We start from the raw sequence: 23,979 nt of genomic DNA on the forward strand, positions 1-23,979 counted from the left end.
ACGCAAAAGCGCATCAGGGTTGGGAAATGAATGGTTACCACTCGCACACTTTATGGGGGTGAGGGCTTACGGCTTTAATCCCGTCCGCGGCCCGTACACCTCTTCCGGGGCGCCGACCTCGAGTGCGCCGAGATCGGGAGCTTTCCCGGTGAAACCGTCGTTTATGTTGGGCAGTATGCAACCGGCGTCAACCGCCTTCGCGTCCGGCTTGAGACTGAAATCAAAGTCCTTCGCGAAGAAAACCTGACCGGGGTTGTCCGGGTCGGCCTTCGGTACCTTCCGGAAGATATCGTAGTCAACTGTAATCCCATGCTGCTCCTGGCCTGTGGCCTTGGTGAATTCCTCCAGGGTCTTGTATGACCCGGAGAAGGCGTCCTTGCCGAGGGCATAATCCATGGTTTTGCCCGGGCCGGGAGATCTCCAGCGGAACTGGAACTCCACTTCCTTGTTGGGACGGTAGCCGTCGTAATCGAACGAGGTGTAGCTCGTATAAGTGCTGACGCTGAGAATCGGCCTTTTGGGGTAGTCTTCTCCGAGGAAGAGATTGTTCCGGAGGTGCACATTGGAGAAAGGCGGGCTGGTTGTCCACTCCGAACAGAACGTGTTGTGATAAAGGAGGACTCCTGCAGGATAGATATTGAACTTTAACGCTCCTCCGGACGGTATGTGATAAGCGATATTACGGATGAAATAGGCAGGACCGCCGAAGATGGGCTGGGCCGAATACGCGTGCTGCCCGGCATTGAGCCCCCGGTTACGGAATATCCGCATGTTGTGCACGCTGCTGTCGCCCTCGATGAAATCATCCGCCATCATATGCAGGTCATTGTTGTAAAAGTCGAAGGAGACGGCTTTCCATTCCTCCTTTTCCGGCTGGCCCTGCTCGGTGCAATCGATGGCATCGTGGAAGTAGGCGATATAGTTGTGGCAGACCACGTGTCCCTGGCCGTTGATATCGACCGCGATAAAGGACTTGAGGTCGGACAATGGGCCGTATTTTCCCCAGTTCCCCGTCCAGCCGTGCAGGCGGTTCTGGTCTTCACGGCCCAGGATCACGTTGTCGGCGATGTAGAAATTCCGGCTTCCGCCATACTGGGCGTTGACCCCGCATCCCACATTTTCCATCCGGCAGTTGCGGACTACCAGTCCATTGCAGCCGTGGGTGTAGCGCAGTCCTGCATACACTGCAACCTCGCAGTTTCTGATGGTCAGCCCCTCGATATAGTTGTAATCTGCGAACATGACATCGAACATCCGGTACACTCCGCCGCCGTCAATGATCGCCTCGCCATCGCCTGCGCCGCGGATGACTATTGGTTTTTCCGGTGTACCGCTTTTGGAGAGCTGATATGCGCCGTGGAAATGAAGGCCCAGAGGCTCATAGTATCTGATGCGCTCTGACTTGTACAGCCCTGCGTGAACAAGGATAATGTCGCCGGGCTGTATATTCGCGCTGCGCCAGAGACCTTTTCCCGGCCCGTAATAGGCTTCCATGATGCTGACAAAGGAAGGCTCCTCCTTTTTGCCCTTGAAATCCGGAGGATAAACGTGGAGCGTACGGCCGCCGGAGAAAGCTTTCGGCTCCGGACGGGTAGTTACGGAGACAATCCTTGTCGCATTCCCTTTGACTCCATCGGGGTCGGACAGCACAAACCGGCATTCATACGCCGTTCCCGGTTCGAGGTCGAAAATGCTCCCCGCAAACATGTTTGGCGCGGTGTAGTCCATTTCCACCGCCTTGTATACGACTTTCTCGCCATGGAGACGCATGAGCGGGAGCGCTTTTTCCCATTCGGCGGCGCCCTTTTTATGGTAGCTGACTTCCACCGAGGCGTTACTGTTGTCGTCGCCCTGCATGAGCCATTCAAACCCGGCGCAGATAAGAGTCGGCGGCTCCACTGTGAATTTTCCGGGAGTGATCGCATTGATCGCGGCGAAAGAGAAGGTGGGGGAGAGGATGGCGACGAGGGAGAGAACAAGGATGACGGATGTTATACGGTTCATGGTCGGCCTCCGTAAATGTGTCGTTCAGATCGTCTATTATTAAAACCAAAATAATCTGGAGGTAAAAGATTATCAAGACAAATATATAAATGAAAAGGCATTATTCATCCCAATGATGCAGTATCATTGGTTGTTAAAATGTATATAAAAAATGTTATAATTCCAATTGTTTTTCAAGTAGACACTATCAAATATTCTTGCATTTTGAAAACCTCACCCACCCTTCGGGCACCCTCTCCTGGTCAGGAGAGGGAAAAGATGGCCAGTTGAGAGTCACCCCTCTCCTGACTAGGAGAGGGGATGGGGGTGAGGTAATGAACCTCAAATTCATGTCATCATGAATGCAATATGGAATAAAACAAAATATATATACATATAAACTTCTTGACAGACCGGTAGTTATATATATATTATGAAAAGATGCATTATATCGATAGGAATCTGTGCTGAATTATCTGGCGTACCCCAACGAATTGTTCTAAAAAACACATCTCCAAAGGAGAACTATCATGAAATGGGTTATCATGGTAATGACAGGTGCATTTTTGCTCTGGGGAGCGGTATCTGATTTTGTTTTCGCTGAAGGCGCATATCCTTCTGAAGTAAATATACTGCTTAAAAATATTGCGCAGTGTGATTCCCTGATTGTGAGCGGAAAGGGGAGTATAACATACGAATTTTTTTCCCAACTTCAAAAAAGATCTTCAACTGTTGAAAACCCGAAGATGCCCGCTCCTCCCGATTATCAGAAAGTAGACATTGTGTATTCATTTCAGGGATCAAAGATGAGGTGTGACGAAAAACTCCTTATGCAGATGCCTGACGGAAAGAGTCATCCCGCCGAGTTTCATCGGGCGTGGAATGGAGAAAAGACAGATAATCTCACAAAAGAGGCTATCGGCCCGAACGGCTCATTTGTCTCTGCAGGGTCCGTGGGCAAAAAGAATGATGTCCCGTATGGAAAGTGTGACCCGAGATTCAACTGCATTAATATCAACGGTGAGCCGATTGCGGTTTATATCAATAAAAACCTCTCAAAACTTCAATTGATTGGCGACGAAACAATTGAAAATATTCCCTGCAAGGTATTGCAAGGCACACGGGTAATGCAAAATAACATGGAAGTGACAAATAAGATATGGATCGCGCCGAGTAGAATGTACCGGATAATGCGCTGGGAAAGATCATCAAATCTTGGAAAAATACAAACAGTGAATAATACATTACGGAAAATTAAGGATGATATTTGGTTTACGGAAAAACAACAGATCGATACATACCGGAACGATGATACAACGAAGGAAATGAAATACTGGGGGAAAACGGTTCTTTCGGTGAGCAAGGATTTTACGATAAACATCACCCTACCGGACAAAGAATTTGAAATCAAGTTTCCCACAGGCCTGAGCATCCGTGACGAGAGAACGAACAGCTCTTTTATCGCAAAGTGAGGATATTAATCAGAGCGGAATCTTGTTCCTCACGCACCTTTCCTCCCTGTCATTTCCCCAGCCCCGCATCGGCGTGATTCACCACGAACACCGAAGGCTTCCCTTTCGCCCCCAGTTTATTCACCGCCCGTACCAGAAGGGAATTCTTCCCCGACTGGAGGAGCCATGTCCAGCGCTCGCCCACCTGCTTCCAGCCGGTGTCGTCCGCATTCACCTCGAAATGGCTGAAATTGGGAGTGTAGGTCTCGAAGCGCAGGAACAGGCGGTCGTTGCCGAATCCCTGCGTTGCGTCCACATGGACTTTGTTGAGATCGGGCCACATGTCGCGGGGACGGTCGGTGTGCCAGCGGTAGTGACGTTTGGGCGGGGTTTTTCCGTCATACCAGTTGACGAAACCCTGGAGCGGCCAGTCCATGCTGCTCCCATCGGTAACCGGCCTGGGCAGGGGTTGTTCAAACCAGTTGTTGCGGGTCACAAAACGCACGAAAACCCCGTTGAGGAAACCGGTGAGATGAGTTCCCTGGTAATTGCTGTTGGAGCCGCGTTTTACTGGAGGCTCTTTGCCCTCGATGAGCTTGTACTCGAAACTGCTGTCTTTCCCCCATTCGATGGGGCGATCCGGAAAGTAGTAGTCGAGAAATTTTTCATGAAGCTCCAGGAGGCTCTGCGGTTCCACGGTTTCTTTGTCATAATCATAGCAGTTGCCCCATGTATAGGCGTCCATGAATATCCATTTCCCGAACTCGTCGTTCCAGACCTCCATGATCGCATGACCGCCGCCGTTCACCTGCCGCGCCTCCCAGCCGTAGGACTGGAACATGGCGCTGAGGAGCAGATTGAACTGGGTGCAGTATCCCCCGGCGCCGGCGCGGTCGATACGGTCGAGGATGGAAAGCCCGTCCCAGGCCGGATACCCGGGAAAAGCGTCGCTCTGGTGCCACCGTTTGGTCACATAATCGAGAAGTTTCACCTGGGCGTCGAATTCCGTGCGGCTGCCGCCGATTACCTCATCGAGGTTTTCCCTTCGGCGCAGTTCCCTGAATTCCGGGCGGTCCCAGGGTTCCCATGTAAAATCGATGGAGGAATATTTGATGAAAGGATTCTCCTGTTTGACCACATGGATATTAGGGTGCAGGGGAACGCGCTGCTCCAGCTCCGCGGTGACCGCGGCTGATTTGATTATGGGACTCCGGAGCGGATTGACGGTGGATAAAACAGCCTTGAACTGGACATAGCGGCGGAGGGGCCCCCGGTGCTGCGAAGCAGTATCCGGGGTAACATTGAGGTCGGCGCCTCCGGTTTCGAAATCGAGCGAGGGTTCGTTTCCAATCGCCCGGTACGATTCCCATTCCGGCGAGAACGGCTGCGGATTGGCGCCTTTCCTGAGGAAGTATTCTATTTTTGTTCCTTCCGGAGTTTCCGCCCGGATGGCGAGCCTCATCTTCTTTATCTCGCGGAGGGGGACGATAAAATCCTGCGAATCGCCCTTCCACAGGTCTATGACCGGGCTTGCCAGCCAGCCGGACTGCTCATACCGGTCGAGGCTGAGCCGTACCGTATACTCGGCTCTGGTCTTTCCGTCGGGGCCGAAAGGACTTTCTTTCCATGTCTTGCCATCGTCGAAGGACTTCCAGGATGTTTCTCCGGCATGGGAAGGGTCGCCGCCGCCCTGCGGGAAATCATCCGCCCTTGGGGTGAAAATGAGCCAGCCTTCATCCTCCGTTTTTGCATCAAGGCAGGCAAAGTCGATGGTGTTCTTCCCCTTCTGGAGCCATTTAGCGGGGAATTCCAGCCAGCGGTAGTAGTCGATTGTCTGTTTGGTTTCCGGGTGGTCATACTCGGTCTCGTGCCCGTTGATAAAGAACTTCAGGGGGTGCTTCAACGGTTTCCCATAGGCGGGCATGATCACAATCCACGCGGAGAAAGCGCGGGGATCTTCGAGGAAGAAGATTTTTCTTCCCCGGTTTTTCCCCCAGACAGCATCCAGGTTGGGGCCTTTTTCACTGACCCCCACCCCCGGGCTGTCATTCTCGATGAGCGTACGGTTGAACAGGCTCACCCCTCCCGAAGGGTGTTTCATGAGCGTCTGCATGAAACCGGCGTCATAGACCATTTCCGCACCTCCGCCCCAGGAAGTTTTCACCGTTTCGGAGAGTGCAGGGGAGGTGATGAGAAATGATAGGACGATGAAAAGCGTCTTTTTCCAATAAGCATTCATAATGGCATGATTTCCATTTTTTAACCTCACCCCGACCCTCTCCTAATTAGGAGAGGGTGCCCGAAGGGCAGGTGAGGTTTCCATTCCTATTTTCTCGGATCCGGTATATCCTGGCCGTCCTTGAAGATCACCCGGACAAGCTCCCCGTCTCCCGGCGCCAGGGTGAACGATACCGCCTGATAGGGGGGACGGTAGGTATGGTACAGCTCGAAGAAGCTGAGCTCCTTCGGGGTCAGGGCTTTGCGATTATAGGTTATATACTGCTTAACATCCGGGGGGATAGTGTCGATGTTATAAATCTTTTTATGATCCCGGGTATCTTTTCCTTCGCTCAGCGGAAGAGTTTTCCATTCCCCGGTTTGCTTATCGAGCATCTCGACTGAATTGACCTCCTGCAGGAACAACCGAAACTGCAGGGTTGCTTTCCGGGCAGTTTTCCAATCCTTGTTGACAGCCAGGACATATTCTTTCTTATCCTTATCCCGGAATGTACCCATCATCAGGCCTTTTTCCATAAGCTGCACCCAATGGTCGGGAGTGGTCTGCCGCGAACCTTTGGGTACGGGAGGTGTATGGAAAACGCCGGTCGAGGTAAGGGGGAAAAGAACCGGCCCCAGCCGTTTCAACTCATGGTTGATCCCGGCGACCTGCCTGCCGGTTTCGTTCATCTCCCCCGTCTGTTTGTCGAAGAGGAGCGGGCTGAAAAACCAGAGGATTCCTTTTGCGCCGTAGGCGAGTGTGGCATAGATGTTCAGGCGGATTTTCTTTTCGTTGTCCGGCGGAGTGATCCAGTTGCGGTCCATGGAGCCGGGCACGTTTCTCTGGGTATTCACCTCGCGCCAGACAGTGAGCGGGAGGCCTGCGGCGATGGCTTCGTCACGGTGCTGTTCGAGTTTCACATACAGGGGATCCTCGACCGAGAACCACCTGTATATGCCGCCGTACCACCACGGGTACTCGTCGTAGCTGAGAAAATCGGGCTGCACGGTGTCGATGAAAAGCCTGATCCAGTGCCCGGCTTTCTGGTTTAGGTTCACGAAGGTCAGATGGGTCGGGTCCGCCGCGTGGTATGCCTTAACCGAGTCTGCGGCTTCATACAGTTGTTTCAGGGAGATTGGCTCGTCCATGATGTCGTATCCCCAGACATCCGGGTCGCCCTTAAGCCGCGCGGCTGTCTCGAAACCGGGATGAGGAATCATGAGCTTGACTCCATACTTTTTGCAAAGGGCGAGCTTGTCGGCGGGACCGTGGAGCGTATTGAAATCTGCCTCCGCGAGCTGTTTCACCATGTTCTCGGTCAGGGCGGCAGGTGAACTATCCCCGTAGGTGAAGATCATGAACTCCGGGAGATCCTTCGCCTGTGCGGTGGCAGCTATTATGAACGTAATAAGAATAAATAGAGCTATTTTCCGCATGTGTTTCCTCCTTTCTTTGCTTTCCCTTTTATGCCTTTATACTTGAGACATATTTTATTGGGTTTCTTTCAAATATAGATGCCGAAACAAGTTCAAAACCAGCGCATGACACGTGCACTTCGACAAGCTCAGTGCTCGGTCAGCGGACTCTGAGCTTGTCGAAGAGTCTGCTATATCCTGAACTCGTTTCAGGATCTTAACACTCAAAACATTCGCAATTATTTATGTCGTCATGTATAGAACCCGCGATACTATGCCCTCATTCTCTTCTCTCGGATTCAGGGATATGGAACCGGAACATCGAAGGGCGTATGAACCGGGGATTTTTACGGTCTCCCGAGAATCCGCCGCCGACATAGAAGAAGATAGACTCCCCTTTCTCATCCATCTCAAGGCCGTAGGGCGCTCCGGCATTATACCCGTATTTCTGGAGGTAGAAGGCGTTCAGGAAGCCGAGTACCTTCTTTTTCCCGGTCTGTGTGTCGTACTGGACTACCGGCGTCCCGAAATCCATGGCCCGCGAGCCGACTCCGGGCATATAGTAGATATAGCGCAGTTTCGGGCTCTGGCACATGTTCGCCGTGTAGAGACCCTCGCGCCCCCAGTTGGGGCCGATAAGCTCCGTGCGGTCCTCCGCCGGCCAGAACTTGAAAAACGCGCCGTTCTCGCTGAAACACCAGAAAGCGCCCCCAGCGGTTTTGTATTCCGTATGCGAGCGGATGGGATTGGGCCTGCCGTTTGCGGGGTTGGCCGGCGCCTTCGCCTTCATTTTCGTGAACACATTGTTCCGCTGCGTGTAGCTCACGAAATACTGCTCGCCGCGATACCGCTCGCCGCTGGGATACGTCACCGTATCCGTAGAGTAGAAGATGCCGGTGTTCTTGTCGAGCATGGTGCAGCGGCGGTGCCAGGAGATTCCGTGTTTGGGCGCTCCGGCGTAAAGAGTCCGGCGGTTTTTCGTGTCGTAGACGAACACCACGCCGTCTTCTTCGGCCACTGCGAAGAATATTCCCCGTTTCCAGTCATAGTTATAGTACGGCCATGAGGAGCCCTCAAGCGGGATGCCGAGGTTCTCCAGCTTTCCACTGAACACGTTGTAATGAAACAGATAGCTTCCCTTGTATATTGTATCCCACTCCTCCTTCGTTGGGAAAGGGCCAAAGTACGACAAAAACCACATGTTCCCCTGCGGGTCGATGTCCAGGTCGCCGTGTATCTTGGAGTCGGGGTAATCCTTCGGGGTCCACTTCATGGTCTTACGGAGATCCACCACCATACGGTGGGTTTTCGTCCCGGGGTCGTAGCGGACGATGTAGGCGTTCCCGTTGTAAGCACGATGGTCGCCGATTGAGAAGTAGAAGCAGCCGTCCGGCCCACGCGTTACATCGCCATATCCCTCCCATATGCCGCCAACTCTGGAGTTGTCGCTGTAGAGAACCGGAAGGTACCACGGCTCGTAGCCCCGGATGATGCCGAAATCCACAATCGGCGCGGCAGTCGCTACCTCGAAATCGCGAAGTAAGGGGTAGTCAGCGGGAACGGCAAGGAAATCCGGAGAGGAGTCGGTGTACATCTTTCCGGTCAGGCGGATGTTCTGTTTGTCGTACTGTGTCTCCCATTGTTTCCATTCCCCGGCGCGGTTCGGAGTCTGAGAAAAGACGGCTGCCGAGAGGGAAAACAGGAGGGCGGAAATGAATATTTTCTTGTACATGCAGGTAATTCCTCCTGAAAATGACTGTCTGAACCAGTGATTCGCATGATGTAAATGATACAAGATGATAAAAGCAATATCAACAGTAATTGCTCAATCAGATCCTGAAACGAGTTCAGGATGACACGTGTCATGCCGAACTTGTTTCGGCATCTATCTCCAAACATCAACTTCTTAATTGAATACTCTCAAGCTTGTTATCTTTTCATCATCTTTTATCATTTTAATCACACAAATCAGTGGTTCAGACAATCCTTCTTTTTATTCCCCGAACGGAGCATCGGCATGGTTCAGCACGAACGAGGACGGTTTCCCCTTCACCCCCAGCTTGCTGACCGCCCGAACCTTCAGGGTGTTCCTCCCTGACTGGAGGAGCCATGTCCAGCGTTCACCGGTCTGTTTCCAGCCGGTGTCATCCGCATTCACCTCGAAATGGCTGAAATTCGGCGTGTAGGTCTCGAATCGGAGGAACAGGCGGTCGTTGCCGAATCCCTGGGTTGCATCCACGTGCACAAGGTTCAAATCGGGCCACATGTCCTGCGGACGGTCTGTATGCCAGGCGTACTGGCGTTTTGGGGGCGTACGGTCGTCGTACCAGTTAATGTAGCCGTCCCAGGGCCACCAGGTATTGCCGTGGGTGAGAGGGCGGGGAGTGGATTTTTCATACCAGTTGTTCCGCGGTATGAGCCGCATGAATGCAGCGTTGGCAAATCCGCTCGTAATGACCTTTCCGAAATGACTTATGAGGATCTTATCATTCGGGGTGGCGATGCCGCGCCTGACAGGCAGCGGTTTACCCGGAAGAGTATTTCTCCAGGGAATCATGTCGTTCATCCAGTCGATCGTGTGGTTTGGGAAATAGTAGTCCAAATAGAGTTTATGGAGCTCGAGCATGTCGAGGGGTTCGGCGGTGGCGGGGTCGTAGTTGTAATGGTCGAAAAACTCAGCATCGAAGAAAATCCATTTCCCGTACTCATCGTTCCAAACTTCGATGACCTCATGGCCGATACAGTTAATCAGCCGCGCCTGCCACCCGTACGCCATACACATCCCACCGAGGACGTTGGCGAACTGGATGCACATGCCGCCTCCGCCGCTGGTATCTATGCGTCTGAGAATGGAGAGGGCATCCCATCCGGGATATTCCGGAAGCGTCCCGCCGGGATACCAGCGCTTGAATACATAGTGCAGGAGCTTCACCTGGGCGTCGAACTCCGTGCGGCTGCCGGCGATGACCTCATCGAGGTTTTCACGTTTCCGCAGCTCGGAGAATTCGGGCCGGTCCCATTTTTCCCATTCCCAGGGGAGCGAGGAGTACGAAATCGGGGGATTGTCAGCTTCGACCACACGTATGTTTTGGTGAAGCGGGACGCGCTGGTTGAGCTCGGCGGTGAGCTGCATCGACTTGATTACGGGGCTTTTGAGCGGGTTCTTCGTTGAGAGCACCATGCGGAACTGCACATACCGCCGGTTGAGCGCCGCGCCGCCGGTCTCATAATCGACCGCCGCCCCCTGGCCGATGAACTGGTAGGGTTCCCATTCCGATGAGAACGGATCGGGATCGCTTCCTCTCCGGATAAAGCATTCCACCGTCGTTTCTTCCGGCGCCTCGGAACGCAGGGAGAATTTCAGCTTCCGAATCTCGCGCTGGGGGACGATTGTATCCTTCGCATCCCCCTTCCAGAGGTCTATGACCGGACTTGCGAGCCATCCGGTTTTCACAGAGCGGTCGAGGCTGAGACGGATTGAATACTCTGCCGCTGTCTGCCCGAGGGGGCCGAAAGGGCTTCGTTTCCATGTTTCTCCGCCGTCCAGGGATTTAAACGAGGTTTCCCCCACATGCGCGGGATCGCCGCCGCCGTCCTCGAATTCATCCGCGCGGGAAAGGTACACCTGCCATCCATCCTGCTCCGATGAGGCTTCCGGGCAGGAGAGGTCGATAGTGTTCTTCCCTTTCACCAGCCATTCCGCGGGGAACTCGTTCCAACGGTACATCTCACGGTTTTTTTTCTCATCCCAGGAATCGATCCGGGTGGGTTTGCCGTTCACTTTCAGGGAAAGCGGGAATTTCCCCTTGCGGGAGACGAAGTAAACGAGCCATGCCTTGCGGGCGCGGGGATCCTCGAGGAAGAAAAGTTTCCTCGCCTGCTGCTTTCCCCATATGACATCGTTCGAGATTCCCTTTTCGCTCGCCCCGGAACCCGGGGAATCATTTTCCACAAGCTCCATGTTGAAAAGCTGGACTCCGCCTCCCGGCGCTTTCATAACCATGTGCATGAAGCCGGTTTCATAGACCTTGAGGGCATCGCCGCCCCAGGAGGTGGTGACCTTTTCCTGAGCGGGAGCGGAACCACCTGAAAGGGAAAGCGCGATGACGATGGCCGTGTTCAGAAGGTATTTCATTCCGTGTCCTTTTTTTAGTGAAGTTATATATTGCCCTGTTCCCGGTTGAACCGTATGTCTGAACCGCGGATGATCAGGATGAATGGATGACCGGGATGAAAGATTGCTTTTCGAAAAGATACAAAGATAGTCTGAACCACTGATTCGCATGATGTAAATGATAAAAGATGATACTTCTCCGATAAACAATTCAAGAATGTATTGTCATCGACAAATGCCTAATCAAGTTCGGAATGATGTATTCCAGGAGCACAGGATTATTGCTCCGGCGAATAAATATTGATTCCAATACTTGGAATAGATGCCGAAACAAGTTCGGCATGACGTCATCCGATGTCACTCTTTAATTACCGGAGCAATATCGAGGCTTATACAAAACACTCATTCCTTAATTTTTCATCATCTTTAATCATATTTATCATACACATCAGTGGTTCAGACAATCCTTTATCCCTTCATTCTTCATCCATTTCTTTTTACTCTTTCGTCCTCTTTATTTTATCATTCTTCTCCCAATCCTCACGGACCGCGAAATAGAGGAATTTCACCGGCTTGTCCGTATGGTTGATGTTGGAATGGGTGCAGTCGCCGTAAGGCGGGCAGAGGTAGGCGGTTCCGGGAGACTGCATGCGGATTTGTTTCCCCAGAAAGAGGATGCTCGTTCCCTCAAGGCTTGTCCAGACCTCCTCGCAGCCCTCAAGGTGCGCATGGGGATGCCCGATGGTCATGGGATCGAACACGATGGCGTTCACATACTCGATAATGGATAGTTCCTTCCCGATATTGAATGCGGTTTTGATTATCATTGACCAGTGGCCGTTGGAAGAGGAGATGGGCAGGGTGTTCTCGTCTACAGTGAGCATTTCTTTTGGCGGCTTGAACGAAGAACTGACAATCGGCTCTGCAATGAGATACATGGTCAGGGGCTCATCACCGGTATTGGTCATCTGGAAGGAGCACTTGTCGGGAATGAACACGAAAATTCCCTCGCGGAGGTCGGCGGTCTTCTGTCCGGACTTGATTACCCCTTTCCCGGAGAGAAAGTAAAGAATCACCTGTTCCCCGGAGAGCGCCGTCGGAGTGGTCGAGGCGCGGGCGTAGAGGCTCGCATGGCTGAAACGGTTCACAAACTTGAGCACTGCCCCTTTACGGGTGGGGTGCGCCGGGTCTCCCCTGGTTAGGACATCGCGCTCCACCAGGGAACCGTAGGTGTGACGGGGCTGCGAATCGCGCCAGTTGCTGATGTAGAGGTCGATATCGGGATCCTTTCCCGGAGTATAGGGAGAGGAGTCGAGTCTCCGCACCTCGACCGGCCCGGCGGCGCTCTGGGAAAATGAAACTGCGGGCAGAGTGAACATAAAAAAAAGCATCAAAGAAAGAAATCTTGCTGACATGGCAGAATCCCTCCTGAAACAGTACAGAATACAAAAATAGGGAAAGGCTTTCTGCGAATGTACAATAACCGTTGGGACGGGTCAAGCTATTTGTCCGCAACTTTTTTATTGACAAGTGTGATACAGTTCCGTTGTTTTAAGGAAAACCGAACCTTTCCTTTGCCTCGAAGGAATTATATTCATGAGCGGCGAACAGAAACTTCTCTCCCAAAAGGGCCGTCTGGAATCTCTCGATGCTTTCCGTGGACTGACCATGATCCTCCTGGTCTCGGGCGGATTCGGCCTTTCCTATCTGAAAGATTACCCGTTTTGGGGATTCTTTGCGCAGCAGGTCACCCACCATCCCTGGCACGGCATGTATTTCTGGGACCTGATCCAGCCCTTTTTCATGTTCATCGTCGGGGTGGCCATGCCATTTTCCTTTGCCCGAAGGTGGGAGCGCGGCGAAACCTGGGGGAAAAGCCTCCTCCATGTTCTCAAGCGGTCGGTCATCCTGTTTTTTCTGGGAGTTATGCTCCACTGCTACTACAGCGGGAAACCGGTCTGGGAATTGTGGAATGTCCTGACCCAGCTTTCGTTCACCTATCTCATCGCCTTTCTCCTCATGCGGAAGCAAATCCGCACCCAGATCGTCGTCTCTTTCGCCATTCTCTTCCTCGATTACCTCGCCTACCGGTTCATTCCGCTTCCGGGGGTGACCGATCCCTGGGCGAAAGACAGTAACCTGGGGGCTTACATGGATCAAATCCTCATGGGCAAGATCAATCCGGGAGGCGGCTGGGTGGCCATCAATTTTATCGGCTCCACCGCGCACACGATGTGGGGGGTCATCGCCGGGCTGGTTCTCATGAGCGGCCGTCCAGCCCTGCGGAAAGTCTGGCTCCTCGCAGCAGCGGGTGTCACAGGCGTCCTTCTCGGTCTGGCGCTGGACCCGGTTATCCCTATTGTGAAGCGCATCTGCACCGCCTCGTTCATCATCGAGAGCGGCGGATGGTGTCTCCTGGTTCTATCCCTCTTCTATTGGCTTGTCGATGTCCGGGGATACCGGAAATGGGCAACTGTGCTGGTCATCGCCGGGATGAACCCAATTTTCCTCTACCTTTTCGACGAGCTCCTGGGGAGATGGACGAATAACTTCCTGGCAATCTTTACCATGCCGTTTCTCCGTTACCTCGGAGATGCCGGAAAGGTTATGCAGAGGAACATCGTGCTCCTGGCGATCTGGTACCTGGCGTACTGGCTGTATAAACGGAAGATTGTGTTGAGGATATGATGTCATCCCCGGCGCGCTGGTTCGTTAAAAACGCTTTAGTTTTATAAATACCTTGCTATATTATGTTCATAATATAGAACGGAGCAATCAAAGTCATTGAAATGTTTTACTCTATGAAAGAGATTCTCATGAAACAAAAATTGCAAATGGTTTACTGGAAAAGCGATCATTTCTGGCTCGGGAAACTTCTCGAACATCCTGAAATCATGACCCAGGGCGAAACTCTTGAGGAGTTGGAGGAAAATCTGAAAGAAGCCTACTTTCTTATGGTGATGGAAGATGTACCTCAAAAACATCAAACCAAAGAAATCATCCTGTGAAACGAAGTGATTTAATCAGACAGCTTAAGGAACAGGGTTGCATCCTACACAGACATGGAAGCCGGCATGACATCTATCTCAATCCCTCCACCGGCCAGAAGCAGCCTGTACCCCGCCATAATGAAATCGACGATGTCCTGGCAAAGCATATCATGAAATACCTTGGGCTTATGCTATGAGAGGTATCATTTCCGAACCGGCGATGCCTTTTTTTATCCTCAGGGGAAAATGCAGCGAACATGAAAGCAAAATACGTCCACACCAACCTTATCGCCGAGGACTGGCGGAAACTCGCGGATTTTTATACACGCGTATTCGGCTGCATCGTTGTCCCGCCTGAGAGGGATTTCGCCGGTGAAACACTCGATGCGGGCACAGGTCTTGTCCATGCGCATCTGCGCGGCGTTCATCTCCGGCTACCCGGCTGGGGTGAAGATGCTCCGACCATCGAGATTTTCGGTTATGACAGATGGCATGAACAAGAAAGCATTCCGCATTGTATGGGGAGAACATGAAAAAGATACTGATCCTGCTGAGTCTTTCAGCGATATGTGCTGCCTCCCTCTATGCCGCAGATGAAGAACCCGGGCGCCCGGAGTACACGATCAAGCGATGCACGGGAAAGATTGTCATTGACGGTATTTTAGATGATCCGGACTGGGCGGCCGCCGAATCTCTTGGCGATTTAAAGTTCCCGTGGTATAACTATGAAAAACATGAAGAAACCAAGAAAGCCGAACTCGAGAAAACAGAAGTTAAAATGCTCTGGGATGATGACTTTTTATACGTGTACTATACATGTGAAGATAAACATATCTGGGCCGACCACTATAATTCCAACTCGCAGACTTACAAAGACGACTGTGTTGAGTTTTTCTGGAATCCGAATCCCGGCGACGGCAATGCATATAACATGTTCGAAATCAACTGCATCGGCAACCGGCTGAGCATGTATAACGACCCTGACAGGAGGGGCGCCAGGGGCGGCGGACGATTTACCATGCCGCCACATATAGGGCATGTGATAAAAGGGACTTTAAACAATGATGAGGATATCGACGAAGGTTGGATCATCGAGATGGCGATCAGATTCGAGGATTATCCTGAACTGCTCAAAGAAAAGCCCAAAGATGGAACATTGTGGCGCGCCGGTGTAAACCGCTGCGGCGGCATGACAAATTGGCAGGACAGTATGTGGTCGCCGGAGTGGGGAAAAACAGTTGGCAGCTTTCATTTATATTCATTTTTCGGGAAATTGTATTTTAGCGATAAACCTGTAAAATAACTGAGGAATGAGGAAAATTATGGAAACTCGTCGTTCGTTCATCGGGAAAGCGGCGCTGGCGGGTATTGCCGGGATTGTGGCGTCCAGGACCGCGCCGGCTTTCGCGCAGAATATGGGAATGATCAAAATCGGTCATCTGGGGCTCGGCTCGCACAATTTTCTCGGGTCGTTCAACAATCCGCCCGCCGACATGAAAGGCAAGGTGAAAGCCCGCCCGTACGCTGTCTGGGATGATGTCCCCGCGGTGGCTGAGAAGCTGAAACAATCTCAGGGATTCGAGAAGGTGATGACCGACCCGGTGCAGCTCGCGAAGGAATCGGATGCGGTGCATGTCGAGCACGCCGATTACCGCCGTGCGCTGGAGCTTGCCCGCCCGGCGCTGGAGATGGGAAAGCCGGTGTTCATAAACCGCCCGTTCACCTATACCATCGCCGACGCCGAGGAGACAGTCCGCCTGGCAAAGGCATACAAAGCCCCGCTCATGAGCGCCTCCTCGCTGGAGTTCCAGCCGGAAGTGGCGGACATGCAGCAATTCGCCAAAGAAAAGGGGCCGATACGGGCGTACGAGGCATACTGCCCGGAACAGCATTTCACCTGGATGTTCCCCCATGTGATCAACTACGCCCACGCGGCATTCGGCGGCGGAATAGATACGGCGTATTTCACGGGAACCTATAATATGGATCTGGGGAAATGGATCGACGAGCACCTGCCCTTTGGGACCTCGCTCTGCGTCCTGACCTGGAAATCCCGAAACGGCCAGCCGCCCATGATCGGCATGAACACCATCGGCAATTATCCAGGCGCCTTCCATATCAACGCCTATGGGGTAGGTGAGAACAAGACTTTCACCGCCGGGCCGAAGCTGTTCGAATACATGTTCCGCGCCCTGCATGCGTTTTATACCGAGCGAACGATTCCCCGGCCCTACGAGGCCATCCTCGAAGAGCACCGTGCGCTCGCGGCGGCTAATGTGTCGCGCCTTTCCGGCCGGGCGGTGAGTCTGGACTCCCTGGGCGGCAGCGACGCGGTTCCCTATTCGGAGGACATCCGCTGGTGGGTGGTAAGGAATTATCTGAAGGCGAAGGGCTGATGAAACTCACCCCCTGACCCCCTCTCTAATAGAGGGGGAAACAGAAGGCTCGCAACGAGTTATCTCCTCTCTATTATAGAGAGGAGACCAAGAGGTGAGTTTAGAAAAAGCGGGATTTCATTCAATAAAGTGTTTTTCAGAAGCCTTTCAAATCCCATGAATCACGGTTCAGACTTTCTTTCCTTTTGGACTATTTTTCCACTATCCCGATCAGCTCTTCCGAAGAGTCGATTATCCCCTGTTCGGCTTTGGGGGAGAAAGGGCTGATGAGCGCTGCATAGCCGTCCTCCAGGAACTCGTCGGCGGTCGGCAGATATCCGCCCATGGCGCCGGCCAAACCGACTACGAAGGTCTTTTTCACCGGCGACTGCTGCTTCACTTTCAACCCGATCTCGGAGAATACCTCGCAGGGGAATGTTACTATAGCGGTGTCGCCTATCCGGAACGCCTGCTGGTAAATGGTGATGGATTTGGCGCGGTTGGGATTGGCGACCCGTTTGGCGGCTTGCAGTCTCAACCCGGCCAGATAATTCTCCACCCGGAAGGAATCGAGCCTCCGTTTCCCGATATTGGCGGAATTCTCTTCCATCTTCTTGAGCGTTGCGGCGGCTTCATCAGCCTGTTTCTGAGCCTCTTCCACAGTCAGGTAGAAACTCTCGCGGGCCGGGAGGACAGTTGATTTCTGAGTAGCCTTCACCTCCACATTCTGCGCGGTTATTATAGCGGGGAGCGCTTTCAGTACCGCATCGCTCATCTGGTTTCCCTTCAATTCAGCATATTCGAAGGTGCGGAGGGGAACTGCCGCCCCGATGGCTGAAAGCTCGGCGGAATAGCCTACTTTGATGTCTCCCTGCGCCGACTGATAGAAGGCAACCCAGACATCATTTCCTACTTTTTTCTTTATTCCCTCGATGGCATAGTACGGCCAGTCTTCCGTGAACTTGTAGCTGTGGAGATCGAGTGTGGAAGGATGGCAGCCGTAATTGAATGCCACTCCGAGAAGCTTGCCCTTGGCATCCTCCACTTTTATAAGCCCCACTGTCGGGTCAGGGTGCACACCGCCGTAGAGCATGCGGCGGTCGTTGCGCCCCAATTCAAACACCCTGGTGATGTCGGTGCCGATCCGGCCGGGAACACGCTTCTTCCAGGCATCCACCGCGCTTGAGATGGAGCGCTCCACGAGGAGTTTGGAGTAGGCATCCTCCGGTCCTTGAATCGCCGGACCGGAATGGGTGTGGGTACAGCTTACCATGATGTTTTCAACCGGGATACCGGTCTCTTTGTTAACGCCATTGCGAACCTGGTCGAAGAGATTCCGTGAAATGTTCACTATCGCCACGGTCATGAACACAACGGTTGTTCCGTCTGATCCCTCGATCACCAGGCTGCGGGCATGAAGCTCGTCATGGATGCCGTCGGAAGGTTTCGTGCGGGCATATCCGGCCATGGCTGTGCCGATAGGAGCTGTGATGATGGTTTCACCCACCCCTACTTTAACCTCTGCGGATTTTGCACCAGCGGCCTGGGGAGCAGAAAATCCCAGACCGCAATAAACCAGAAAAAGAACTGCCGCCGCGCCGTAGACAAAAAAATACCTCGTCCAGCCGTTTCTCATGGTACTGACCTCCTTGTGTAAGATGTTAAAGCACAGTAAGAAAAAAAAACGCATAACCCTTTGCTGCGGGGTAGAATCCCCCCTGTCCTTTATTAAGGGGGGCAACCGATACCATCGGCGGTAGAATGGTTTTTCTATTTTATCTCCCTTAGTAAGGGGGATGTCACCGTAGGTGACAGGGGGATCATCTTTGGAGACCTCGCAACTTGCTGCGAGGAAGTTTTTTCAACGCGGAAATATATAGGGTATTACAGTATTTCCCTACTTTTTTTTCACAAAAAGCAGGATGCCTGCCGCAGTGAAAGCCAGTCCAGCGCCGGTCAGAAAAGCGGCGAACTGTCCGAACTCGTGCCAGAGCAGGCCGAACCCCGCGCTGGCCGGTAGCAGGGCGAACCCTTTTGCCGCGTTGTAGACCCCGTACGCAGAGCTCCGCCGTTCACGGGTGGAGAGCGCCGCCACCCATGCCCCCTCCGCCGGCTCGATCATGCCGATAGAAAGTCCGTATAGAATGAAAACGAGAATGAGCAGTATGTTCGAGTTGAAAGTCCCGAACGCAAGATAAATGATCGCATACAGGCCAAGCCCCGCCAGATAGACCGGTTTGGCGCTGAAACGGTCGGTGCTCTTTCCACCCGCCCAGGCGCCGGTTATTTTCATCGTGTGGTGGAACGCCCAGAGGAGAGCGATAAAGGGAGTGGACACCCCCACATCATGGAGTCTCAGGATCAGGAAAGCGTCGGATGAATTCCCCAGGGTGAACACGAACACCGCGGCGAGAAGGAGCCGGAAATCCCGGCTTAATTTCAAAGGGGCCGGTTTGGAAGGCAGAGTGTCTTTTTCGCTGTCGGAAAGCGGCGGTTCCCGCAGGGTAAACAGGATGATGAGAAGAACAATAGAGGGAATGGCCGCGCAGAGAATCACCTGTTTGATGGAGAATCCGAGGGAAGAGATAAGGAGAGCGGCGCACAGCGGCCCGATGACCGCTCCCGTGTGATCCATCATGCGCTGGAAGCCGAATGCAGTTCCGCGCCTCTCCGGAACGGTGGAATCGGCGATCATGGCGTCACGGGGCGCGCCGCGCATCCCTTTGCCCACCCGGTCGGAAAACCGGAGAAAGAGTACCATAGGCCACACGGTCGCCAGGGCGATCAGGGGGCGGGTAATTCCGGCCAGGGCATATCCGAATATCACGAACGGAGTTCTTCTCCGGATACGGTCCGACCAGAAACCACTCGCCAGTTTCAGAAACATGCCGGTGGTTTCCGCGACCCCTTCGATGATGCCGATAACCATCGGCCCTCCGCCGGGCAGGGCAGCGAGAAAAAGGGGAAGGAGCGGGAACACCATCTCGCTCGAGATGTCGTTCAGAAGGCTCAGAATTCCGAGCTTAATGACAATCTGGGGGATAGCTTTTTTCATGGAGAACGTTTCAGAGAAATGGAAAATAAGATGACGCCGGATACCGTGAACAGTCAACATAATATAAAGCGGCGGATTTTCCATACGCATATTTTTGAAAATTATAGTTCAAATAAATCTGGTATTCCGGGGGGGAACCCTTTAGATTAAAAGTCTGAACCATGATTCATGGGATGAAAGGATTGCCTTGATTGAAAGATTGTCTGAACCATGATTCGTAGGATTAAAGGATTACCTTGATTGAAACGAAAAAAATCAGGATAATCTTGAGCCAATTGCAAAAGTCATATTATTTTACGAAGCCCCCTTACTGTCCTTTGGACATCCTTCCCCCTGAAGGGGGCAGGACACGGCTTCATCGTGCCTGCGAAGCAGCAAAGACTGTGGAGCATCGACTTCCCTTGCCCCCCATTGGGGGGAAAGGGACTGAGGGTTAGGGGGCTAAAGTTAACAATTTGCCTTTTTTTAGTATAAAAACGACTTTTGCAATTGGCTCTCTTGTAATCATGTAAATCAAGGTTCAGACAATATGAGCAAACAAGACTATTGACTTCTTTCCGAAAATCGATATGAATGATACATTAAAAATCCTGCATATCAATTCTCAAACCTCCTGGGGAGGCGGCGAGAGTCAGACTCTGGCGCTTGTCCGGGGGCTTATGGAATGCGGACAGGAGAATATCCTCTTCTGCAAATCTTCCGGAGAGCTGGCACTGCGGGCGGGAAAAACAGGCATACCCGCCGTGCACCTTCCTTTTAGGGGCGAATTCGATATATATTCCGCCCTAAGACTCCGCGCCTATGTTAAAAGACGGGGGGTGAATATCGTGCACGCCCACGAGGCGCATGCCCACACGACTGCTTTCCTGGCGCTATTGGGGCTGGATTCATGCCGCCTGGTCGTTTCACGGAGGGTGGCTTTCCCGCTCCGCTCCCGGTTCAGCCGGAAAATCAAATACTCGAACGTGGTGAAAAAGATCATCGCCGTGTCAGACGCTGTGCGAAACAGTCTTATCGCGGAAGGTATCGAACCGGAGAGGATTGTCGTCATCCGGGACGGATTCTCGCCGGTGAATCTCGAAATGTCGGGAACTATCGCCGAACCGAGGCAAGCGTTCGGACTGACCGGTGAGCAGGTGGTGATCTCAACCGTGGGATCGCTCACCTCCAACAAGGCGCACCTCGTTCTCCTTCATGCGGCGCACATCCTGGTAAAGAAACACCCGGAAGCTATTTTTCTGTTTGCCGGAGAAGGGGAAATGCGTCCGCGGATAGAGAGTGAAATCCGCCGCCTCAGGTTGGAAAAACATGTCAGGCTCCTGGGATTCCGGGAAGATATTGCAACCGTGTACCGTGCCTCGGATATATATGCTGTATCCTCACGGGAAGAAGGCCTGTGCTCTTCCATCCTGGAAGCGATGTATTTCAGACTCCCTGTGGCGGCAACCAATACCGGCGGCATCCCGGAACTGGTTCGTCACGGGGTAAACGGATACCTGTCGCCGGTAAATGATCCCGAAACTCTGGCGGAATACTTGCTGACCCTGATCGAAAACCCGGAAAAAAGGCGGGAGATGGGAGAGCAGTCGGCAGTCCTGGCAGAACAGAATCGAATGGAAAACACGGTCGAAAAAACACTTGCTGTATACCGGAGCCTCCTTGAGGATTACTATGAATGACGACATATTATATTGTATTTTTTCAAAATAGATGCCGAAACTGTTTCATCGTTCCCGCGAAGCGGCAACAAGTTCGGCATGACACGTGTCATCCTGAACTTGTTTCAGGATCTTGATTCCGGATTATTTCTTTTCGAACTTTTTAAAAAATATTTTTAGGTAACTCCATGCCGCGGCATCTTTTGGGAATCGATCTGGGTACATCTAGCGTGCGGGCCGGGATATTTCGCGAGGACGGCGCCCGTATTGCCATAGCCGCGCGAGCCTATCCCATCGAGACTCCGGTTCCAGGGGCCTCACTGCAGGACCCCGAGCTCTGGTGGCGCCGCACCGGGGAAGCTATCGCCGAAGCCCTGGCGCTCTCGAGCCTGAAGGGTTCTGACATTTCAGGAATATCCTTTTGCGGGCAGATGCACGGCGCCGTTCTCCTTGACAGCGGCAATGCCCCGGTCGGCTGTGCCGTCATATGGGCCGATTCCCGGAGCGCCGCGGAGTGTGAAGAAATCACGGAGATGCTGGGCAGTGATGTCCTCCGGGATACCCTCATGAACCGTATTTTCCCCGGAACTCAGGCGGCAATTATCCCCTGGCTGCGGAAACATGAACCGGAAGTCTGGAGAAAGGTGCGCCGGATTCTCCTTCCGAAGGATTACCTGCGATTCCGCATGTGCGGCCTCTTCAACAGCGAACCCTCCGATGCCTCTGCCACTCTCCTTTTCGACCAGAACCAGCGCGACTGGTCGACAGAGGTTTTGAAAAAACTCAGCATCCCGATAGAATTTCTTCCCTTCATCGTCGCCTCCGACCAGGTAATCGCAGAAACCGAGGGCATTGAAGAACAAACCGGAATCCCGGACGGCGTTCCCCTGGTGCTCGGCGGGGCCGACCAGGCGGCGGCGGCTCTCGGAAACGCGGTGCTCGATGAGGGCGTCATGTTCATTGCGGTGGGGACCGGCGGGCAGATTGTCACCCCGCTCCGCTCACCCCGCATATCCCCCGGTCTCTGTCTCAACACCTTCTGCCACCTCCCGGAGTCACGGTGGTACCTGATGGGCGCAACCCTGGCGGCCGGTTTGAGCCTGCGGTGGTTCCGCGATACCTTTGCCCCGCAGGCATCGTTCTCCGAGCTGGATCATGAAGCCGCCGCGGTTTCCCCCGGGTGCGAGGGCCTGCGGTTCGCTCCCTATATCGCGGGGAAACGCTCTCCGATGCTGGACCCTTCCGCCGCTGGAAGTTTCACCGGCATCCGTCTCAACCACACCCGGGGATATTTCGCCCGGGCGGTGCTGGAGGGGGTGGCGTTTGAACTGCGGGACTCTCTTGATGTCATCGGACAGATGGGAATCCGTCCGCATACGGTCATTCTTTCCGGCGGCGGGGCAAAAAGCCCGCTCTGGCCGAAAATACTTGCGGATGTGTTCGATCTCCCCCTCGCTCTTTCGGCAAGCGAAGAGGCGGCCTGTTTCGGGACGGCGCTTTTGGCCGGTGTGGGTGTCGGCGCTTACGGCGACTACTGGAAGGCGGCGGAGCTTGTCCCGAAACCGTCCCAGGTGATCGAACCCAAAAGCGACAATGTATCGCGATATGAGGAGATATACCGTGGGCGGGAACAGTGAAAAGATTGTCTGAACCACTGATTCGTGTGATTAAAATGATAAAAGATGATGAAAAGATAGTCTGAATCTCTGATTCGTGTGATTATATTGATAAAAAATGAAAAAAACTTGTCAGGCGAAACATTGAGATGAATAAAAAAACTGTTTTCACAAATTACATCGAAAAACTTTCTGATGTCGCATTACGCGGCGATGCAAGGGAAGAAAGCTTTTATCAGACATTAGCGGAAATGGTTGGGGAAGTCGCGCTGTCAACCGGACATGCAAATGTACATATCACCACGCTGCCAAAACCAACCGATGTGGGAAATCCCGACTTTCGGCTCTGGAATGGCGCCGATCGCATTATCGGCTACATCGAAGCAAAGAAACCTTCCGAAGAGCGGCTTGACCTCATTGAGGAATCAGAACAGCTTCACCGCTACCGCTCTACGTTTCCCAATCTTATTCTGACTAACTTCCTTGAATTCCGGCTTTACCGTGATGGCAAGTGCGTGCAGACGGTTCTATCAGCTCGTCCGCTGGTACTGAACCGGTTGCGCACAGTCCCGCCCGTCGAGAAACCTGACGAACTTTCAGCTCTCCTTGACCGCTTTTTCAGCTTTTCTCTGCCAAGGGTGTTCACCGCCGAAACGCTTGCCATCGAACTGGCCAAACGCACCCGCTTCATGCGCGATGTCGTGGCTCAGCAACTCGTCGAAGAGCGCGCCGAACCCGGAATGCTCTCCGGCTTCTTCGAGGCCTTCCAGACCTTCCTTATAGGTTCACTCACCATCGAAGATTTTGCAGATCTCTTCGCCCAGACAATTGCCTACGGAATGTTCGCCGCCCGCACTCGGGCCGGGGAAGTCTTCAGCCGGCGCTCTGCCTTCGACAACATTCCGCACACTATCGGAGTTCTGCGCGACCTGTTCCGCTTCATCTCCCTCGGCGACCTTCCCGAACAGCTTGCATGGTGTGTTGACGATATCGCTGAAGTCCTCGCAGTAGCCGATGCTTCCGGCATCCTCGACCGTTACTATCACGAAGGCCAGGGCAGCGACCCCATTGTACACTTTTATGAGACCTTTCTTGCACAATACG

Annotated in this window: 18 protein-coding genes; 10 read left to right on the forward strand and 8 right to left on the reverse strand. The window is 53.1% G+C overall.

Going from position 1 to position 23,979, the window contains the following annotated elements; genetic code table 11:
* Positions 1–66: 66 nt before the first annotated feature.
* Complete coding sequence (locus Q8O92_04275) at positions 67–2,004, reverse strand: hypothetical protein (GenBank protein ID MDP2982529.1); 1,938 nt, start codon at positions 2,002–2,004, stop codon at positions 67–69.
* A gap of 509 nt (positions 2,005–2,513) precedes the next feature.
* Here Q8O92_04275 and Q8O92_04280 point away from each other — a divergent pair.
* Complete coding sequence (locus tag Q8O92_04280) at positions 2,514–3,455, forward strand: hypothetical protein (GenBank protein MDP2982530.1); 942 nt, start codon at positions 2,514–2,516, stop codon at positions 3,453–3,455.
* A gap of 49 nt (positions 3,456–3,504) precedes the next feature.
* On the opposite strand, the gene Q8O92_04285 is transcribed toward Q8O92_04280, so the two are convergent.
* The 5 genes from Q8O92_04285 to Q8O92_04305 form a co-directional block, all read right to left on the reverse strand.
* The gene (locus tag Q8O92_04285) at positions 3,505–5,703 is read right to left on the reverse strand and encodes a transglutaminase-like domain-containing protein (GenBank protein ID MDP2982531.1); all 2,199 of its coding nucleotides are present in this window, start codon (positions 5,701–5,703) and stop codon (positions 3,505–3,507) included.
* Between the two features lie 56 nt (positions 5,704–5,759).
* Positions 5,760–7,088: a hypothetical protein gene (locus Q8O92_04290; GenBank protein ID MDP2982532.1), complete on the reverse strand. Its 1,329-nt coding sequence runs from the start codon at positions 7,086–7,088 to the stop codon at positions 5,760–5,762.
* 259 nt (positions 7,089–7,347) lie between these two features.
* Entirely contained in the window at positions 7,348–8,799 is a 1,452-nt protein-coding gene (locus Q8O92_04295; protein ID MDP2982533.1) for a hypothetical protein, read from the reverse strand.
* 261 nt (positions 8,800–9,060) lie between these two features.
* Positions 9,061–11,202: a transglutaminase-like domain-containing protein gene (locus tag Q8O92_04300; GenBank protein ID MDP2982534.1), complete on the reverse strand. Its 2,142-nt coding sequence runs from the start codon at positions 11,200–11,202 to the stop codon at positions 9,061–9,063.
* Positions 11,203–11,678: 476 nt separating this feature from the next.
* Positions 11,679–12,596, reverse strand: coding sequence for a hypothetical protein (locus Q8O92_04305; GenBank protein MDP2982535.1), 918 nt, complete (start codon positions 12,594–12,596; stop codon positions 11,679–11,681).
* 181 nt (positions 12,597–12,777) lie between these two features.
* On the opposite strand from Q8O92_04305, the gene Q8O92_04310 reads away from it, so the two are divergent.
* From Q8O92_04310 to Q8O92_04335, 6 genes are all read left to right on the forward strand, one after another.
* On the forward strand, positions 12,778–13,869 hold the full coding sequence (locus Q8O92_04310) for a DUF5009 domain-containing protein (GenBank protein MDP2982536.1): 1,092 nt from the start codon (positions 12,778–12,780) through the stop codon (positions 13,867–13,869).
* A gap of 128 nt (positions 13,870–13,997) precedes the next feature.
* On the forward strand, positions 13,998–14,189 hold the full coding sequence (locus tag Q8O92_04315) for a type II toxin-antitoxin system HicB family antitoxin (GenBank protein MDP2982537.1): 192 nt from the start codon (positions 13,998–14,000) through the stop codon (positions 14,187–14,189).
* Positions 14,186–14,368 (forward strand): type II toxin-antitoxin system HicA family toxin, encoded by a 183-nt coding sequence (locus Q8O92_04320; GenBank protein ID MDP2982538.1) that lies wholly within the window; start codon positions 14,186–14,188, stop codon positions 14,366–14,368. Before Q8O92_04315 ends, Q8O92_04320 begins: the two co-directional genes overlap by 4 nt.
* A gap of 60 nt (positions 14,369–14,428) precedes the next feature.
* Positions 14,429–14,704 carry a hypothetical protein gene (locus Q8O92_04325; protein MDP2982539.1) on the forward strand — a complete coding sequence of 92 codons (276 nt, stop codon included), beginning with the start codon at positions 14,429–14,431 and terminating at the stop codon, positions 14,702–14,704.
* Positions 14,701–15,474, forward strand: coding sequence for a carbohydrate-binding family 9-like protein (locus tag Q8O92_04330; protein MDP2982540.1), 774 nt, complete (start codon positions 14,701–14,703; stop codon positions 15,472–15,474). Before Q8O92_04325 ends, Q8O92_04330 begins: the two co-directional genes overlap by 4 nt.
* Before the next feature lie 19 nt (positions 15,475–15,493).
* On the forward strand, positions 15,494–16,567 hold the full coding sequence (locus tag Q8O92_04335) for a Gfo/Idh/MocA family oxidoreductase (protein MDP2982541.1): 1,074 nt from the start codon (positions 15,494–15,496) through the stop codon (positions 16,565–16,567).
* A gap of 190 nt (positions 16,568–16,757) precedes the next feature.
* On the opposite strand, the gene Q8O92_04340 is transcribed toward Q8O92_04335, so the two are convergent.
* On the reverse strand, positions 16,758–18,182 hold the full coding sequence (locus Q8O92_04340; GenBank protein ID MDP2982542.1) for a neutral/alkaline non-lysosomal ceramidase N-terminal domain-containing protein: 1,425 nt from the start codon (positions 18,180–18,182) through the stop codon (positions 16,758–16,760).
* A gap of 261 nt (positions 18,183–18,443) precedes the next feature.
* On the reverse strand, positions 18,444–19,601 hold the full coding sequence (locus tag Q8O92_04345; protein MDP2982543.1) for an MFS transporter: 1,158 nt from the start codon (positions 19,599–19,601) through the stop codon (positions 18,444–18,446).
* A gap of 569 nt (positions 19,602–20,170) precedes the next feature.
* On the opposite strand from Q8O92_04345, the gene Q8O92_04350 reads away from it, so the two are divergent.
* From Q8O92_04350 to Q8O92_04360, 3 genes are all read left to right on the forward strand, one after another.
* Positions 20,171–21,280 (forward strand): glycosyltransferase, encoded by a 1,110-nt coding sequence (locus Q8O92_04350; GenBank protein ID MDP2982544.1) that lies wholly within the window; start codon positions 20,171–20,173, stop codon positions 21,278–21,280.
* Between the two features lie 167 nt (positions 21,281–21,447).
* Positions 21,448–22,896 carry a xylulokinase gene (xylB, locus tag Q8O92_04355; protein MDP2982545.1) on the forward strand — a complete coding sequence of 483 codons (1,449 nt, stop codon included), beginning with the start codon at positions 21,448–21,450 and terminating at the stop codon, positions 22,894–22,896.
* A 230-nt stretch (positions 22,897–23,126) separates the two neighbouring features.
* A partial coding sequence (locus tag Q8O92_04360) for a DNA methyltransferase (protein ID MDP2982546.1) occupies positions 23,127–23,979 on the forward strand: 853 nt, incomplete at its 3' end.

Source organism: Candidatus Latescibacter sp., assembly GCA_030692375.1.
Lineage (GTDB): Bacteria > Latescibacterota > Latescibacteria > Latescibacterales > Latescibacteraceae > JAUYCD01.